The organism is Virgibacillus sp. DJP39, assembly GCF_049310925.1.
Taxonomy (GTDB): domain Bacteria; phylum Bacillota; class Bacilli; order Bacillales; family Amphibacillaceae; genus Virgibacillus_F.
The window spans coordinates 1-17,978 of sequence record NZ_JBMERP010000018.1 but is presented as its reverse complement, the minus strand read 5'-3'; the positions used below and the strand labels follow the sequence as shown (position 1 = coordinate 17,978).

Here is a 17,978-nt window from a genome sequence, read left to right as displayed (position 1 = left end):
TGCCACTGCTGTTTATTTCTATTTATTTAACAATCTTTTCCTTTACGCACAGACGTGCTTTTCGTAGACTCCGGTAAGGTTGACTAGGTAGCTGTTTTTACCAAATTGGTGCTACTCCAGCGCCGCTAAAATAGTAGTGTATTTCTACAAACGGTAAGCTACTTTACAGTTTAATCAGCTGCGAGGAATAAAGAGTAATAAAACTTACGAAAAATCCTTTATATTAAAAACCCCTGCATTCTCTATGAATGCAGGAGTTTTTTCTATTTATAAATGACCCGTTTTCCCTATCTCAGTAACAGATTTTCCATTTCAGTCAACTTTTCTTCAAATACATCCAGTGCCTCTAGGATTGGTTGCTTCGAAGTCATATCAACGCCTGCTTTTTTAAGTACTTCAATTGGAAAGTCACTGCTTCCCGCTTTTAGAAAGTCTAAATAGCGTTCAACTGCTGATCCATCTTTGTCAGCAAGTATTTGACTTGCTAAGGCAGTTGCTGCTGAGTAACCTGTTGCATATTGAAATACATAATAATTGTAGTAAAAATGTGGAATACGGGACCATTCTGTGCCGATTTCCTCATCTGAAACAACTTCATCACCGAAATACTTTTTGTTTAATGCGTAGTATATTTCTGTTAGCTTGTCAGCTGTTAGAGCCTCTCCTTCTTGCATCCGTTTGTGTATGTCATGTTCGAATTCTGCAAACATCGTCTGACGGAATACCGTTCCCCTGAAGCCTTCAAGGAAATGGTTCAACAGGTAAAGCTTCTCTTTTTCATCTTCCATATTATTCAGCATGTATTCATTTAATAATGCTTCATTGCAGGTTGATGCTACTTCTGCTACAAAAATCGAATAATTTCCATAGCGGAATGGCTGTGATTTCCTTGTGTAATAGCTGTGTACTGAATGGCCAAGTTCATGTGAAAGGGTAAATAAATCATTCACATTATCCTGCCAATTCAACAAGATATATGGATTTGTACCATAAGCACCTGATGAATACGCTCCACTACGTTTACCTTTGTTTTCCTCTACATCAATCCAACGATTCTGGTAGCCTTCTTTTACGATATTAACATATTCTTCTCCAAGCGGAGCTAGGCTCTCTACAACATATTCCTGAGCCTTCTCATAAGGGATCTTCATCTCTACATTTTGGACAAGTGGTGTATACATATCATACATATGCAGCTCATCAAGCTCCAGCACTTTTTTACGTAAAGCAGAATAGCGATGCAGTAAGTGAATTTTATCATTCACAGCTTCTACCAAATTTTCATAAACCTGCTCTGGAATATTGTTTCCATTTAGGGCAGCATGGCGTGCTGAATCATAGTTTCGAACTTTTGCATAAAAGTTATCTTTCTTTATTGTTCCCGTTAGTGTAGAAGAAAATGTATTCTTAAAGCTGCCATAAGTGTCATACATTGCTTTAAAAGCATCTTTGCGCACTCTACGGTCTTTGGATTCCAGAAATCCAATATAACGGCCATGAGTTAGGTCTACTTCTTCACCTTCCTCATTTTTCACTGCAGGAAATGTTAGATCTGCATTATTCAACATCCCAAATGTTTGCGAGCCATTTTCCATTGATTCGGATGCTTCAGCTAGCAAAGCTTCTTCTTTCTGGCTTAGTATATGTGCACGTTGGCGGGTAATCTCATCCAAGGTGTGTTTGTATACTGCCAATTCCTCTTTATCGGATTGGAATTCTTTTAGTTTAGACTCATCAATTGCTAGGATTTCAGGCACAATGTAACTCATCGAGCTTGATGCAATGGTTAGTACATTCTCAGCCTTCGCATTCAATTCCTGATAAAAAGAGTTGGTTGTATCTTCATCGTTGCGCATATGTGCATATGTATAGAGCTTAGCCAACCGCAGGGACAAATCATCCTGGAGCTTTAATACATCATACAATGCTTGGGGTGACTCAGATATCTTCCCTTCAAATTTTTCAATCTCAGGAATATCCTGTTTCAAATCTTTAAGTTCTTTTTCCCATTCCTCATCACTTGAAAATATCGCTTCTAAGTCCCATGTTAACTCTTTCGGTAATTCACTTCTTTTTGGTAATTCCTTTGATGCTTTTGCCAATTGAATATCCTCCTCTGTTCTCACTTACAAAATAGCTTATTCCTCTTCACACTGATGCAACTTCAAATCATGGCAGACAATTTTTTACCCACCTTACTAGTATTCGGTAAAATTTACCTGAATTCCTGTAAAAAAATAATGACTTGTTTAGTATACGAATTTTTACACAAATCATGCACTATTCGATTGTACTACATTGCATTAAACGATTCATTAAACTTGCATCTTCTAAAAGGGAATTTTCAATATACTTAGGGAATGTAATATTTTGCAGTTTTTTGAAGCTGTGAAGCTGAACTTCATCAATGAGTTTAAGTTGCTTCAAAAGTTTCAAATAGTGATAAACCGGGTCATCTTCCCCGGTGACTAAGATGGATTGTTGTTGAGGTCGGTAGCGAAGAATCTGATAGCATCTGTCTAAGGTAAAGGTTGCACCTATAGGCAGCGGTTCTAGTACTTCAATGATAAGCCGGCTTTGCCAGTTCCCAAGTGATGTTTTCATTCGATATTGTCCTTGAACCGGTAAATAAACGACCGAGGATAGGGTCTCCCTATGCCCACCTTTCTCGTACAACCACTTTTTCCATGCCAGTTCAGATCCATAAACTCGGTTACTCTGCTGTAACCTGAATGCTGTCTTTTCATTTTTCCAAAGCTCAAATAATTTCTCTACAGGAAACGTTTGCTTGGTAAACATTTTCGGAAAGCTAAGATCTTTTGCAGCGTTAAATTTAAATCTCCCGATAGCATGGCGTGATGTAATTAAGTAGATGTGTTGAATAATAATAAATTGTTGTGTGTGTGGACAAAAGAAGAAAAGTGTTAGTGGGAACTCTGGCGAGAATCTGTGGAGAAAGGAAAGGATAAATTGATCAATTTTAAAATGATGATGCCGAAGTCGGTGGAAATGCTTAGCCCCAAGAATCCATATTGGGGTAATCCCTGCCCCCCTGTATCCTATGTTACGCTGATTAAGAATTTCAGTTGGAATTCGTGCACATTGATACTCGATTGCTATTTTCCGTCGGCTATTTAAGGTTACAAGAATATCTGGTCGCTGTCCAAGTTCAGGGATATATTTTTCAAGTTCGGTCTCTATCCTTTGGTTTGTCAACCATTCATATAACAGCAGTTTCCCTTGCTCATGATAAGGTCCTTCACCATGATCATTTGCGGCACATTCAGCCTTAGCATAATGTGCAAAATGTGGAATCGTTTTTGGACCAGCTTTGATTAAAACTTGTTCATTACAGGTGGGACAATAAAAAATATCATTTTTAGCTTCAAGTAGTTCTTGCTTTGTCAATCTTACAAGTGTGGTCAGTTTACCACTGTTCGATTTTGCTTGCAGCATGGTAAAAGTTCACCTCCGTCATTATTAATTCGACAAAGATCGATAATTTCCTGCTTGAACTATAATTAAACTTTAGGGACCCTCAATAGCCGTGATTAACGGTTAAAGTCTTGTTAAAGAAATAAATTTTGGTTCCACTTTATTTACACTAAAAAAAGACACCCAAGTATGGATGTCTTATAGTTGTGCTGGGAAATAATTTCTTACTTGCTCAAAGGTTTCATCAGTGAATACCTTTTTCCCATACTCTTCAAGATAATGAATGGTTACATCGGTGTCCTTACCAAATTCGAAAACTTTGCTAATTACATCTTCCTGCTTGCTGTCTTCAATTGTCTCATCAATAAATTCTAAATAAAAGTAATAATTATTATTATAATAGAACAAACTGTCTTGGAAAGAGTCGGTTTCATCCTGGAAATAATGACTCAACTGAATTATATCTTCAAAGTCACTAAAACTAGCAACAAATGACAAACTGCCTTCTTCCTCTTCAATCTTTTCTTCCTTGTCCTTGCCAAATTTGTTCTCTAACATATTTTCTATATCCTCATCTACTGATATATCAATTGTTTTTCCGTTCTCAGTGGATAGCTCAATATTCTCACCATTTTTGGAAACTTGTGCTTTCGTTACAATAATTTCCAGACCCTTTTCTAATGCCTGAACCTGGATCCAAAGTGGCCCATCTACATTAAAGTCCTCTTTATAATTGACCTCATCCATCATCTGCCAGAATAATTGCTCACTGCGTTCGCGGTTATACCAGATTTCCTCTCGTTCAAATCCACGATCCTCAATGTCAATGTAGGATATATAAAACTTAACTGTATTATCATTAATTCGTTCTATTTCCATGGTATTTCTCTCCCTTCTATTAAATAGTTAGGTGGAAGAGACTATCTCACCCATATCTATCTATGCAAAAGCAGTATCTTTATTGCGATACCCTTTAGCCTACAAAACCAACCATTCATTGATCGTATTTTTATCTATAGTTTTATTGTATGCTACAAAGGTATCATTTGAAAATTAAAATGCCTATAAAATGACAATTTAGTATATTATACTATATGATTTCCATCAATTTGTCACGGGTTTACACGATGTAAAATAATAACAAAAACGCAGTACCTTCTTATTTCCAGGTCTGCGTTTTTACTTTTATCATTTTACAACTAATCAATTAAAATTAGTTAACCATGCGCTGAGCTTCGCGTAGTTGAAATGTACGAACTGTTCTTGGTAGGAACCTGCGTATTTCATCTTCATTGTACCCAACCTGTAGACGTTTTTCATCAAGTATTATTGGTCTTCTTAACAACCCAGGATTTTGTTGAATCAGATGAAACAAGTCCTTCAAAGGCAACTGATCTATATTCACGTCTAACTTTTGAAATACCTTAGAACGAGTTGAAATAATTTCATCAGTTCCATCCTCTGTCATTCTTAGAATTTCTTTAATTTCGTCTAATGACAATGGTTCGGAAAATATATTCCGTTCAGTGAAAGGTATATCATGTTCCTCTAACCATGCTTTTGCTTTTCTACACGAAGTACAACTTGGTGAGGTATAAAGTGTTACCATAAAACTTCACTCCTCATTCTAATATATTGGTCATTCCATGAACTTTGTATAACTTATTAGATTAAAATAAGTTTAAATAACCTATATGTATAAGTATACTACATTTGTCAAGCGGAAGGTAGACTATATGTTAAAAAAATAAGGTTTTTTTTCAAGTTCATGAAATGTTGTTAATTATATATAACATACCCAGAAACATTTTTAATTAAACCAGTTATTGAAGAATATTTCAAAAAATTTTAAGCAGCCCCTCAAATATGGAGGAGGACTGCTTGCTACTTATTTAAGTTTAAACTTTCTCAGTTTTCTTAAGGCTTTTTAAAATATCTTCTGAATCGCGATCCGCGTCGAAGGTCAGCACTTCATCAACCGGCTGATACGATTTCCCATAAAATTGTTCATCTTTATATGTGTGGATATTCTCATATAGATGTTTCATTTTCTCATAAATTACATCTTCGGATTCATCACTTGGAGACCAAAATAATATTTCCATTGAAGTCTCTTCATTTGTGGCAAGGGAACGTCGGTTATATCCAATAGACTGTGCGTGGTTGAATCCTTCTCGCTGATAAAAACGAAGGCGCTTTTCAGTGTCCGTATCATCATAATCAACAGGTTCAACTTCCAAAATAATTGGTTTTCCTTTTTGTTTAAGTTTTTCCATTATCTTATGGCCAGTTCCTTTTCCTCTTGATTCTGTTGATACCCAAACGTAATCGATGAATATAAATGTGTCAAACTCAGCGAACATTAAAACATGATCAGGGCTTTCATCTTTATAGTAAATATCCCCTTTTTCTTTTAAAAGCATGTCCATATGTTCCTTTGATTTCATTTCCTCTATCGGGAAATATTTGTTTAACTTTTCATACCAATTCATTGATCTACTCCTTAGATTTTTATTTTTAAACAAAATGCATAAACGAATGCCACACACCTTATTGCCCCTGGATGCTTACATAAACTTTCGGTGGATCATCCGAAATGCCCCCGCTTTTCTTGAAGTCCTTCTTATTATAACGAACAATTCGTGTTTTGTTAAGACAGCTACGTCCTAAGTTACTATTATATTGTATACCCGAAAAGTCATTCCCCTAAACCAGAAAGCTTATAGAAGCTAAGAAAAAACAGACCTATAAATAGATCTGTTTTGATTTTAAATCTGTAGAGATACTTTTAACATGTACCAGTTTTGGTTTAATCCAGAGGTGTATAATCTACATTCTCTGAATAAACATTTCCTGAATTCCAAAGCAGGAATTCATTTATTCCATGCTCATTTAATGCTTTTATTTGTGCTTCTACCTCTGCCTTTCCATATTGCTTCGTTGCCCCACTATATAACCAAGGAGCTTCAAAGTCTTGAATCCACGGTCTTGAAGTAGGCGCATTTTCGATTTTACTTAATACTTCTTTTTCTACTTTTGCATATTCTGTAACCAGCTTATATGGTTCCATATCTGGTTTTTTAATATCAAAATAAGATGTCCAGTGGCTTGGATAAATCATAGAAGAAATAACATCGACATTTTTAGAGATTTTTGTAAAGTTTTGACCAATACCAGGTGCCTCAGGAATGGTTGCAGTATACCCAAATATATCCACCGCAACGTCCACATCATAATATTCCAATTCCTCTTTGGCATAAGATACAAAGTCAGTTACAGCCTTGACACGACGCTGCACATTACTCAAACCTGAATTTTTGTAGTCACCTAGGCTATAGTCAAGAACGTCATCATAATCTTCGAATCCTTCTGGAAAGCGGACATAATCAAATTGAATCTCCTGGAAGCCTAATTCAGCAGCCTTTTTTGCTATTTCAACATTGTATTCCCATACCTTTTTTTGGAATGGATTTACAAATGCTTCCCCTTTACCATTAGTCCATACTTTCCCATTTTTCTTAAAAGACCATTCCGGATGTTTCTCAGCAAGAACTGAATCTTTAAATACTACAACTCTAGCAATCGGATAAATTCCCTTTTCTTCCAGTTCTTTTACCAGTTTGCGTGGATCTTTAATAAAGTTTAACCCAATATCTGCATAGGGAGATCCTTCTTCTGGTTTAAATGTTAAATTCCCGTGATCTTCTTTTATATCAATTACCATAGAGTTTAAATCGGTAGTTTTAACTAAATCTACTAGACTTTTAAAACGTTTCCCTCCAGCTGATGGTCCTGTAACATAAATTCCTCTAACAGCTTCCGGGTACTCGAAATTAACTCCTGCATCATATGTAAAACGCTGTAGTTTTTTACTTAAATCTATAGGTTGAAGACTTACTTGTTTTTTAACGTGATTGTTTGCTATATTTACTTCTTCCTGTTGACTGCTTGCTGTTACGAATGACGGCACACCTATGCTTAATAGGAGAATTACTGCTAATGCCAATATTCCCAGATGTCTCTTCCCCATAATATATCAATCTCCTATTCCTATTCCTATTCTTCTTTTCTCTATTATATAGGAAAGAAATCAAAAAATGAACGCCTTATTTAAAAAAACTGTCGAAACTAAGCTAAAATAATTTCACTATTTTGCGATAATCGTATTAGGCCTGCTTAACGTTCGCTGATTTAAAGCCAGAATACTAATAAACTAGTTAGGTTTATCTATGCGCTTTGGTTCATAAACTGTTAATAGGGAGAGAATAATTTGTTTCGCTTGCATTCAAATATTGCAAATTTTCCATTCCATCATATTATAAAATTAGATTTTAAAAAAGGATGTGAACTATGTCTTTTAAATCACGTACTCAGTCAAAGGAATTAACAATTCTAAAACTATTGAACAAGCGAAAGAACTTAGACACTAAGGATAAGCAGCATTATTTCAACCTACAAAAAGCCATAAAGGAGAGGTGTTATTTGATACCTTAACAAAAAAACTAGAATGCGAATGTTTGGTACTAAATGATTTGTTACTTGAAGTAAATAATACTACCTTCCAAATGGACTCCTCATTATTGCACCAGGAAAGATCTATTTTAACGAAGGGAAAAACTATGAAGGGGATTATTTATACGCATCTGATAAGCTATTTAAGAAACCCAGGTTAGAAGTAATTAATCCGCTACACCAGTTGAGTAGAAGCGAGTCATTATTACGCCAATTACTCCACAGTCTTGGATCAACTCCCCAAATAATTGATGCTTCCGTAGTTTTTATCAACCCATCATTCACCCTATACCAGGCACCCTTAGATAAGCCGTTTATATTTCCAACCCAAATTAATCAATACATGAAAAGTTTAAATACAATATCCTCAAAGTTAACAGATAAACATAAAAAACTAGCAAAGCAATTACTATCTTTAAATAGAACCGACTCCCCATATACAAAGATAACTTCCTACGATTATGACCAACTGCAGAAGGGAATTACCTATCCTGTTTCCTAATGAAGAGATTACCACAAATAAAGTTCATGATTGGAGCCAGGTAGTGCAATCGAAACAAAGAATTAGAAAAGTTCTGGCAAGCAATTATAAAATTGTAGGCATTCATCAATGGACGTACTACATATAAATCTTTAAGTTCTTTACATCTGTGATACTATTCTTTTATGGCTATCTTCTTTGAGCTTCATGCCCCTGATGAAGCTCTTTTTTCTCTTTGCCCCATTGTCATCTAACTTTCATGCCCCAAACATTCTAAAACATTGACGTTTTCTCTTGCATTTCGTTAAAGGACTATATATAATAATTAAAAATCAACATCAATAGCAATGATAAAGGCGTAGTACAATTGCCCACTGATTTATAGAGAGCTTGTGGTTGGTGAAAACAAGTATCAAGGTGAATTGGAATTGGACTTTAGAGCTAGTTTGAATTTAAAGTGATCTAACTGTCTAACAGTGAGATAATTAGGGTGGCACCGCGGTTCATTCGTCCCTTGCTAAGGCGATAAATGAGCTTTTTTTGATGCTCAACTATCCCTTAAACACTTTATTTAACGGAGGGAAAAACATGTCAACAATTTTTTCAGGGATTCAGCCTAGTGGAACATTATCAATTGGTAATTACATTGGAGCAATGAAACATTTTGTTGAATTACAAAATGATCACAATTGCTATTTCTGTATAGTTGATGAGCACGCAATTACGGTGCCACAGGATCGACTTAAACTAAGGCAAAATATTCGTTCGCTAGCAGCCCTATATCTTGCTGCAGGGATTGATCACGAGAAAGCGACTCTATTCATTCAATCCGAGGTTTCCGCACACACTCAGATGGGATGGATATTACAATCAATTAGCTATATTGGTGAACTTGAGCGAATGACTCAATTCAAGGATAAGTCAAATGGTAAAGAAGCTGTGTCGGCAGCTTTATTAACGTATCCCCCTTTAATGGCGGCTGATATATTGTTATACAATACGGATATTGTACCTGTTGGGGATGATCAAAAACAGCATCTCGAACTTACAAGAAACTTAGCACAACGATTCAATAATAAATTCAATGATATCTTTACTGTTCCTGATATCAGCATGCCCGAGGTTGGTGCTCGTATCATGTCATTGCAGGACCCATTGAAAAAAATGAGTAAGTCTGATGACAACGAGAAGGCATTTATTTCAATGCTGGATGAACCTAAGAAAATTGAGAAGAAAATTAAAAGTGCTGTGACAGATTCAGAAGGTATTGTAAAATTTGATAAAGAGAACAAACCAGGTATTGCTAATTTGATGACGATATTGGCAAGTTGCACTGACAAGTCAGTTAAAGATGTTGAAGCAGATTTTGAAGGTGTTGGTTATGGTGAATTTAAAGCCGCTGTTGCTGAATCAGTCATAAACGTATTAGCACCAATTCAACAACGTTATAATGACTTGATCAACTCTGAAAAACTGGATGATATTCTGGACGATGGAGCAAATCGTGCTGCAAGAGTAGCCAATAAAAACCTTGCAAAAGCAAAGAAGGCTATCGGATTAGGTCGAGTAAAAAAGTAGCTATAGTCAACCAAAATAAAACTAGACAGTGTTGAGCGAATGCTCACTGTCTAGTTTTTTTAATTGTATCACTTATACTTTTGTTTAATTTTGTTTTGATGGTTTGCCTTCATTTACCTGTTCCAGTTCCCAAAGCTTTTCCAAAAATGGCTGTCCTTTGATTAACTTCCTGCAAAAATTCTCGTGTTCCGCAGTCCAACTAGGCTTGACTCCCTCATAAAGTGCCTGCCATATTTTACTAGGATCCATGAATTTAATATATGGATATTTTTTGGGGTCCCATTCTGTAAGCCAGTAACGAAGTTCTTCATGGTTGTTACTTGTACGTAATTGATCAAGCGCCATCATAAGTAGTTGCTTTAGCTGGCGTTCCCGTCGTGTTAATCCGTAGATCAGTTCAGGTTCCATTGATAGGATGTGATGTGTTTTTTCTTTCATCTTTTCATCAAGCTTAAAACTTTGAACTTTTGCATCGGCTATCATATCGAATACTTGTTGTTCCTGACGTGGAATTAATCTGCTTTTTCGAATAGGAATGTCATACCCGATTGTGTCAAAGGCGATAATATCTTTACCGTCTGTCACAACACAAGCATAATCCAACACAATACGTTCCTGCCCTTTTCGAATATACCCACGTTTACATATAAGGTCTAATAAATCTTTAGGTAGGTCATGCATATTATCCTCAATGTATCGGTATAGCTCAGTATTTATGTATAGTAGCGGGACTTGGTCTAACAGTTCAATTCCGTCTTCTTTTCGCCATTCATGAAAAAAACAAACACTGTAGCCATTTTCTTCACCCTCAAACCAATTCACCCAAACATCATGTAAATATAACATTGAAAAACCTCACTTTGTATGCCACCTTTTAAAATACATTATGACCACGATGTTAGAAAAATATTCGATGGTTATCTATATTTTTCCTATTTGTAAGGATAGCCATACAAAGCAATTGATATTAAGACAAGACCCACCGGCAAAAAGTAACATTCAGGTCTACTCCTGATATAAATAAAAAAGTCTGCCCATGCCAGTCCTGCTGGTATGAAATTTACATAAGTTATAAGAATGACACCACCAGCAACAGCTAGTCCAAAGCCCAACAAAAACAAAAATAATCTAAGCATTTTATCCCCACCTATACTTGTCCACTTTTTTAAACTATATGCAAAACTAGTATCATTAATGATGATAGAGATAAGTATTTTGGTTTGGCTGATAAATTATCAGTCTCGGCTGGCATTTTCCTGACATTAGCTGGTAAACTTCCGAAAATTGGTCAAAGTGATATAATAAAAAAAAGAAATGGTACTGGACTATTAATCCTTCTACCATTTCTTTCATTTTGGTTTTAAATTTTTAATTAATTCTATTAGCGTTACTCATACTTTTTAAATATTAAAGATGCGTTGTGACCACCAAATCCAAGTGAATTGCTCATAACGACATTGACTTTCTGTTTCCTAGCTTCGTTTGGAACATAATCCAAATCGCATTCAGAGTCGGGTGTTTCATAGTTTGTCGTTGGTGGGATGATATTGTCAGTAATGGATTTCATAGCTATTACAGCTTCTATTCCACCTGCCGCTCCTAGTAAATGACCAGTCATTGATTTTGTAGATGAGATTGCAAGTTTATATGCGTGCTCTCCATATACTTGTTTGATTGCCATCGTTTCAAATTTATCATTTAAATCGGTACTTGTTCCATGCGCATTTATATAATCTACATCTGAGAACTCAATACCTGCATCTTTTATCGCCTCTTGCATTGCACGAGCAGCACCTTCTCCATTTGGCGACGGAGCTGTAACATGATGGGCATCCCCAGTAGAACCATAACCAACGATTTCTCCATAAATATGAGCACCACGTTCTAATGCAGATTCTAATGATTCAAGAATTAGAATTCCTGCACCTTCTCCCATAACAAATCCATCACGGTTTTGGTCAAATGGGCGGCTTGCTGTTTTCGGATCCGGATTGGTTGATAATGCTTTCGCAGATGAAAATCCTGCAAATGCCATATTGGTAATTGGTGCTTCTGTACCACCAGTTATCATACAATCTGCATCACCACGCTGGATTACTTTAAAAGCATCTCCAATGGAATTTGTCCCTGAAGCACATGCTGTTACTGTACATGAATTTATTCCTTTTGCACCTAATTGAATGGAAACTTGACCAGCAGCCATGTCAGGAATCAACATTGGGACAAAAAATGGACTTACCCGCTTGTAACCGCGCTCCAAAAATTTGTTGTGCTGTTCTTCGTAAGTGTCCATACCGCCAATACCAGAACCAATCCATACACCAACTCGGCTTGCATTCGAGTCGTTAATATCTAGCTTGGCATCTTCAACAGCCATTTTAGATGCAGCAACTGCATATTGTGTAAAACGGTCCATTTTACGTGCATCTTTTTTTTCCATAAATAGCGTCGGGTCAAAACCCTTTAATTCTGCAGCTACTTTAGCCGGAAAATCGTCTTTGTTTACTCTTGTGACCGTATCAATTCCTGATTTCCCAGAAACAATACTATCCCACGTACTGGCTACGTCGTTACCAACTGGGCTAACCGCACCCAACCCGGTTATTACTACTCTTTTTTGCTCCATTACAAACCCCTCCTATTACACGTACAATTCTGTTTTAAATACCCCATCTGAGTGCAATTGCACCCCAGGTTAAGCCACCGCCAAATCCAACCATTACAATTAGATCATTATCCTTAATTTTCCCGCTTTTAACTTCTTCTGAAAGCGCGATTGGTATCGAGGCCGACGACGTATTCCCGTACTTCTTAACAGAGGTTGCCATCTTATCTTCGGAAATACCTAACCGTTCCCTCGCAGCGTTCATGATGCGGATATTTGCCTGGTGTGGGATCAAGTAATCAACGTCTTCTTTATTATATCCAATTTTTTCTATGACATTTACTGACGACTGTGGCATCTGCCTTACAGCAAATTTAAACACTTCACGACCATTCATAATTAGATGTTTATTTTCATCCTGGTATAAATGCTTTCCGCCGGAACCGTCAGAGCCTAATTCAAATGACAGGATCCCTTTGCCTTCTGATACCTCACCAACAATTGCTGCGCCAGCTCCGTCACCAAATAAAACACATGTATTGCGGTCTTCCCAATTGGTAATTTTGGACAGCTTCTCCACGCCAACTACCAATGCTTTTTTGTATGTCTTTGTTTCGATAAATTGCTTTGCAGTGATTAAACCGTACATGAATCCTGAACAGGCTGCACCAATATCCATTGATGCTGCAGTCCCTACTCCCAGTCTGTCCTGTAACATATTTGCTACAGACGGAAAAGGTGTATCTGGAGTTACTGTTGCGACGAGAATCAAATCGATTTCTTCTGGATCAATATTTGCTTCTTTGATGGCTTGCTGCGCTGCAAAAAAGGCCATGTCAGATGTCTCAATATCATCTCCAGCTATTCGACGTTCTTCAATTCCGGTTCTTGTTCTGATCCATTCATCACTTGTATCTACTATCTTTTCCATATCCTTATTTGTGACGACATTGGCTGGAACGTAATGACCTGTGCCTAGTATACCAACATTCATCTTTCCATCCCCTTATAAGAAAGTATTATTATCAATTATTATGACTTGGTACTAATTTTAATGCATACCACCCTTACTTGCAAGTACAAAAGCAAGGATAGTAGTATCCATTATTTATTCATTAGGTAATAAAGCGTTTTTTTTATATTGCTTGATGATAGCTTCTATCTTGTCCTGGAATTCCTCTGGCACAGCAGGACTAAACTCCCCAAGTGAAATCACATCGTCTTGAAAGTCATAAACCAATATACCACCTTCAAGTTGATTTCTATTAAACTTTTTTGCTGCTAACGTATAAAGCTCGTCCACATGTTGTACAGTGCTGGTCAGAACTGTATTCTCTCCAAGGTAATGTTGGTCAGTTACATATCCAATTGCATACAAATCATCCTTCTTGACCTGTTTAATAATATCAACACTAAATGCATCCCCTGTTGGGTAAAAAACGTCTACACCTTCACTTTTCATTTTTTCATATATTTTTAATGCTGTTTCTTTGTCGCTCCAGCTATTAACATAATTTATATGTACATCTGCCTCTGGGTTTTGAAACTTTACTCCTTCGTAAAATCCTTCTATTTCAGGCTGCCACTCATATGCAGCAATAACACCAACCTCATTGGAATCGGTCATTTCCCCTGCCACCATACCCCCGAAGAATCCCATAGCATCTGAATTAAAGTTTAAACTTGTAACATTCTCAGCGTGGTATCCACCGTTGAAATATACAAATTGTACATCAGGGTATAAATCAGAAATGTTTACAAAATATTTTCCGTATGAGTTGCTATGTCCAAAAATTAAATTTACACCATTGCTGACAAACTCATCCACAGCATCTGTCACTTCCTGCTGTGTCCCAATATTTTCTTTATAAAAAACATTTACATCGAGTTTTTTTTCTATTTCCTTTAGCCCCTCATAGCCTTTTTCATTCCATACCTGGTCATCTACGGTACCTTCTACTAACATTCCCACATTTTGTATTTGCCCCGTATCTCGGAACTCACCGCATCCGTATAATGTTAGAAGGCTAATTAGGATAAGGATGGCATATAATTTCTTCAATGTTTGCACCCCAATCTACATACATCACTGTCAAACAAGTACTTGTACACCTAATTGTATCGTTTAAATGTGTAGACGTAAATGAATTATACGTTTAAGTTTATATTACATTTAGTTATTCTTTACTTTTTCATAATGATTGACGAGGAGATTGACCTGTTCTTCAAGGGGTCTTTCCTTTCTCAAATATATATATTTTCCAGGGTCTCCTTCCTCCCCAATCACACTCTGATTTGGCGTCAACGCTATTAAATTGGGCATAGAACAAGCATTTAACCATTGCATAAAGCAATCAATAAAATCATTGATGTGTATCGCCTCATTTTGAAATTCATTCGAATCAAAGGCAATATACTGATCGTTAACAAATATGCCTTCTTCATCCATCGGCATCCATTCACCAAAAAGTAATGGAGTGTGGAGTGCAACAAAATCCGGGTTACCTAGATCTACCCCTACCGTAAAGGTTCTTGAAGTTTGAAAATAAATCGGTTCCTCAGGGTTTATTAAAATTGCATCTGTGTATACATTGTCCTTTATTTCGCTAACATTATTGAATAATGAAAAGTTACTGTTTCGACCAACCATTAAATAAAGCTCTTCCTCTTTTTTTGTAGAAAGATTTGCTATACCATCAACAGCATAATCATTCTCAATTAATCGATTAACAAGATGAAAACCAACCCAATGAAAACAATTTGTTACACATATTGTCATATATACCAACCTTCTTAAACAGTTTTTTGTTAAAAGACTTTTCAATTGAATGCGTATTTGGTAAACTGTACAAGGAATGTAGATAAAAAATGAGGTGTTATTTATGCGGTTTATCTGGACATTTATTTGGTCTTTATTTCTTAGTGGTGTTCTTTCCTATATTTTAACTAGTATGGGTGGAACCTCGTTCAACCTTATGCATACACTTGTACTTGCGGTAATTCTTTCAATTGCAGTTTTTGTATTGTCAGAAGGAGTACTTAAGGGCGATAATAAGGCATAAGCAATATGCTTTGGAAAACACAATTTTAATTCACATAAACCCTTGCCTTTTTACCCGGCAAGGGTTTATGTTATTGCGATAAGCAGCTATCAATACCAGGATAATGTGCTTAGTGCAACAAGGGCAGCAAGTGGTAAAACGAGTCTGTTAAACCTGCGCGGACGGCCATACCCATACCCATACCCATAACCATATCCTGGGTAGCCATACCCGTAGCCGCCATATCCACCAAAACCATAACGTTCTTCTCGATACGAATTGTTGTTCATTTGCATTTCCGGATCATTTGGGTCAATCGGTACAGCAAAATAAACATTTTCATTATCTATTCCAGTTATAATGCCATCAAACTTTTGACCATCATTTGTTTCAGCAAGTACATATGCGTGCATGTGTTGTCTACATAAATCATATATATGTTTGTGGTTACGACTATTATTCATATTCTCATCCTCCTAACAACTAGACTATTCAATTAATAACCTATTCGTGATAAATGTCTATTAATAAATCAAAAAAATGGAGGTATTCATATTGGAAGGTGTAACAGAACTCTGGGTATTAATTAAACATCTATTTTTAGGCCTTATACAGGGATTTACTGAGCCTATCCCTATTTCATCGAGTGGCCATTTAGTCATCCTTCAGGAGTTATTCGGCATAGAAATTGAAGGATTATCATTCGAAATTCTGGTCAATTTCGGTTCATTAATTGCTGTTTTAATTATCTATTGGAAAGACATTTTACGATTAACAAAAAACAGTTTGAGTTATGTCATAACCAAAAAGTCAGATGAAAAAGACGACTTTGAATTTGTACTTTATTTAATTATTGCAACTATCCCTACCGGAGTCCTCGGACTTTTATTTGAGGACTATATTAGTAAAGAGCTCAGTACAGTCTCTGTTGTTGGAATAACATTGTTGATAACAGGGGCAGCACTTTGGATCATCCGTAATTTAAGAGGTAGAAAGAATGATGGAGATCTTAAAGTAAAAGATGCAATTATTGTTGGACTGGCCCAATCAGTTGCATTAATTCCTGGTATTAGTAGATCAGGCGCTACAATCGTTGCTGCAATGTTAGTTGGCATGAAGATAGAAACCGCTTTGCGTTTTTCTTTCTTACTATACATTCCAGTTAGTCTTGGAATCACAATTATGTCGATTGGTGATATCACTTTATTTTCAATTCCATACATATTGGCATTTGCAGCTTCTATTCTGGCAACATACTTCTCTTTAAAATGGTTTATGAATATTATGGCACGCGGAAACCTTAAGTATTTTGCTTTCTATTGCTTTATCGTTGGTATATTAGTAATTATATTTTTGTAAGGCTGTTTTCTAAAAGAGTGTTGTTTTTGACGCAAAATGTATAGACTGCGACGTAACTGTATGTTTATTTCCTGGCAACCTTTACTAAATTGTTGTTAATCCGGCGCTACAGAAAAACACTCGCTTTCCGTGGGGAACGCTTCAGCCTCCTCGGAGCAAAAACCGCTCACTGCGGGGTCTTCAGACTGTTCCTTTCCCACAGGAGTCTCGCATTTTTCCGCAGCTTAGATAGCTTTCTTCTCAAGGGTGAAGGAGTCCCAGTCAAACATAGGGGTCATGCGCACTTTTTAGTGAAGGCAGAATACGAAGACTCCTACGGGAACAGCGCGAGTCGAAGACCCCGGAAGAAGCGTAAATGATGAGGGCCGACTAAAACCGTCCTTTGCGGACAACATCGGCATACCCCTTGCCGGGGCAAGGAGACTGAGGCCGTGCCCGTGGAAAGCGAAGTATTCTGCCGGCACGGTGGCGTCATAAGAGTTTTCACTATGTCGCATTTTTCATCAACTGTGAAGATTAAACAAACTTACGGAAAGTGCATTTTATAAAGACGTATATAAACCTCCAAAATGTTTATTTTACTCCTTAATATGGGTATAGGATTAAAGACAATAATGGAGGTTTTTATATGCCAAATATCAAAGACGAAAAGGATTTCCTTGATTTTCAAATGGGAACCTACGAAATATCATTCAACAAAAAATATAGACTTATCTCATTGATGAATGACTTTACCTTAGGATTAGAATTTTTGGTTGGAAGTGTGCTGTTTTTATTCCATTCAACCCAGACGGCCGCAATTATTCTTTTTATTATTGCAAGTGCTCAATTACTTGCCCGGCCAGTCATTAAAATCGTGCACGCCTTTTCTTTTTCTAAGGTTTCTAATAAAAGCAAGAACGAAAAGGTTTCCAGCGACTAATGCTGGAATTTTTTTGTTTTTAAAGGGAACTTAATACTCCCTGAT

19 protein-coding genes and 1 other annotated feature are annotated in these 17,978 nt (G+C 36.6%); of the genes, 6 read left to right on the top strand and 13 right to left on the bottom strand.

What is annotated here, in order from left to right; all coding sequences use genetic code 11:
* Positions 1-287: 287 nt before the first annotated feature.
* From pepF to ACOI1D_RS08155, 6 genes are all read right to left on the bottom strand, one after another.
* A complete protein-coding gene (pepF, locus tag ACOI1D_RS08180) occupies positions 288-2,102 on the bottom strand; it encodes an oligoendopeptidase F (RefSeq protein ID WP_422500738.1) in 1,815 nt (604 codons plus the stop codon).
* Between the two features lie 178 nt (positions 2,103-2,280).
* A complete protein-coding gene (locus ACOI1D_RS08175; RefSeq protein ID WP_422500737.1) occupies positions 2,281-3,456 on the bottom strand; it encodes a competence protein CoiA in 1,176 nt (391 codons plus the stop codon).
* Positions 3,457-3,633: 177 nt separating this feature from the next.
* Complete coding sequence (gene mecA, locus ACOI1D_RS08170) at positions 3,634-4,314, bottom strand: adaptor protein MecA (protein ID WP_422500736.1); 681 nt, start codon at positions 4,312-4,314, stop codon at positions 3,634-3,636.
* A 334-nt stretch (positions 4,315-4,648) separates the two neighbouring features.
* Entirely contained in the window at positions 4,649-5,044 is a 396-nt protein-coding gene (gene spxA / locus ACOI1D_RS08165; RefSeq protein WP_404451745.1) for a transcriptional regulator SpxA, read from the bottom strand.
* Between the two features lie 289 nt (positions 5,045-5,333).
* A complete protein-coding gene (locus ACOI1D_RS08160; RefSeq protein WP_422500735.1) occupies positions 5,334-5,927 on the bottom strand; it encodes a GNAT family N-acetyltransferase in 594 nt (197 codons plus the stop codon).
* A gap of 317 nt (positions 5,928-6,244) precedes the next feature.
* On the bottom strand, positions 6,245-7,465 hold the full coding sequence (locus ACOI1D_RS08155; RefSeq protein WP_422500733.1) for a putative glycoside hydrolase: 1,221 nt from the start codon (positions 7,463-7,465) through the stop codon (positions 6,245-6,247).
* A gap of 546 nt (positions 7,466-8,011) precedes the next feature.
* Here ACOI1D_RS08155 and ACOI1D_RS08150 point away from each other — a divergent pair.
* Positions 8,012-8,449, top strand: a complete 438-nt coding sequence (locus ACOI1D_RS08150; RefSeq protein ID WP_422500794.1) for a nuclease-related domain-containing protein — start codon at positions 8,012-8,014, stop codon at positions 8,447-8,449.
* 317 nt (positions 8,450-8,766) lie between these two features.
* Positions 8,767-8,946, top strand: a binding site (T-box leader).
* A 70-nt stretch (positions 8,947-9,016) separates the two neighbouring features.
* Positions 9,017-10,006, top strand: coding sequence for a tryptophan--tRNA ligase (gene trpS, locus ACOI1D_RS08145; protein ID WP_422500731.1), 990 nt, complete (start codon positions 9,017-9,019; stop codon positions 10,004-10,006).
* Between the two features lie 84 nt (positions 10,007-10,090).
* Here trpS and ACOI1D_RS08140 read toward each other — a convergent pair whose 3' ends face one another.
* Together ACOI1D_RS08140 and ACOI1D_RS08135 are read right to left on the bottom strand one after the other, a co-directional pair.
* Complete coding sequence (locus ACOI1D_RS08140; RefSeq protein ID WP_422500730.1) at positions 10,091-10,852, bottom strand: YjbA family protein; 762 nt, start codon at positions 10,850-10,852, stop codon at positions 10,091-10,093.
* An 86-nt stretch (positions 10,853-10,938) separates the two neighbouring features.
* Positions 10,939-11,142: a hypothetical protein gene (locus ACOI1D_RS08135; protein ID WP_422500728.1), complete on the bottom strand. Its 204-nt coding sequence runs from the start codon at positions 11,140-11,142 to the stop codon at positions 10,939-10,941.
* A gap of 84 nt (positions 11,143-11,226) precedes the next feature.
* Here ACOI1D_RS08135 and ACOI1D_RS08130 point away from each other — a divergent pair, with 84 nt between their 5' ends.
* The gene (locus tag ACOI1D_RS08130; RefSeq protein ID WP_422500726.1) at positions 11,227-11,370 is read left to right on the top strand and encodes a hypothetical protein; all 144 of its coding nucleotides are present in this window, start codon (positions 11,227-11,229) and stop codon (positions 11,368-11,370) included.
* A 23-nt stretch (positions 11,371-11,393) separates the two neighbouring features.
* On the opposite strand, the gene fabF is transcribed toward ACOI1D_RS08130, so the two are convergent.
* The 4 genes from fabF to ACOI1D_RS08110 form a co-directional block, all read right to left on the bottom strand.
* Positions 11,394-12,632 carry a beta-ketoacyl-ACP synthase II gene (gene fabF, locus ACOI1D_RS08125; RefSeq protein ID WP_422500724.1) on the bottom strand — a complete coding sequence of 413 codons (1,239 nt, stop codon included), beginning with the start codon at positions 12,630-12,632 and terminating at the stop codon, positions 11,394-11,396.
* A 34-nt stretch (positions 12,633-12,666) separates the two neighbouring features.
* Positions 12,667-13,605, bottom strand: coding sequence for a beta-ketoacyl-ACP synthase III (locus ACOI1D_RS08120; RefSeq protein WP_422500722.1), 939 nt, complete (start codon positions 13,603-13,605; stop codon positions 12,667-12,669).
* Between the two features lie 114 nt (positions 13,606-13,719).
* Positions 13,720-14,682, bottom strand: a complete 963-nt coding sequence (locus ACOI1D_RS08115; RefSeq protein WP_422500721.1) for a BMP family ABC transporter substrate-binding protein — start codon at positions 14,680-14,682, stop codon at positions 13,720-13,722.
* Between the two features lie 102 nt (positions 14,683-14,784).
* Entirely contained in the window at positions 14,785-15,390 is a 606-nt protein-coding gene (locus tag ACOI1D_RS08110) for a hypothetical protein (protein ID WP_422500720.1), read from the bottom strand.
* A gap of 103 nt (positions 15,391-15,493) precedes the next feature.
* Here ACOI1D_RS08110 and ACOI1D_RS08105 point away from each other — a divergent pair, with 103 nt between their 5' ends.
* The gene (locus ACOI1D_RS08105) at positions 15,494-15,673 is read left to right on the top strand and encodes a DUF2929 family protein (protein ID WP_422500718.1); all 180 of its coding nucleotides are present in this window, start codon (positions 15,494-15,496) and stop codon (positions 15,671-15,673) included.
* Positions 15,674-15,762: 89 nt separating this feature from the next.
* Here ACOI1D_RS08105 and ACOI1D_RS08100 read toward each other — a convergent pair whose 3' ends face one another.
* Positions 15,763-16,116: a hypothetical protein gene (locus ACOI1D_RS08100; protein ID WP_422500717.1), complete on the bottom strand. Its 354-nt coding sequence runs from the start codon at positions 16,114-16,116 to the stop codon at positions 15,763-15,765.
* Positions 16,117-16,192: 76 nt separating this feature from the next.
* Here ACOI1D_RS08100 and ACOI1D_RS08095 point away from each other — a divergent pair, with 76 nt between their 5' ends.
* Both ACOI1D_RS08095 and ACOI1D_RS08090 read left to right on the top strand, forming a co-directional pair.
* Positions 16,193-17,011: an undecaprenyl-diphosphate phosphatase gene (locus tag ACOI1D_RS08095; RefSeq protein WP_422500716.1), complete on the top strand. Its 819-nt coding sequence runs from the start codon at positions 16,193-16,195 to the stop codon at positions 17,009-17,011.
* A gap of 628 nt (positions 17,012-17,639) precedes the next feature.
* Positions 17,640-17,933 (top strand): YrhK family protein, encoded by a 294-nt coding sequence (locus tag ACOI1D_RS08090; protein WP_422500715.1) that lies wholly within the window; start codon positions 17,640-17,642, stop codon positions 17,931-17,933.
* Positions 17,934-17,978 lie beyond the last annotated feature (45 nt).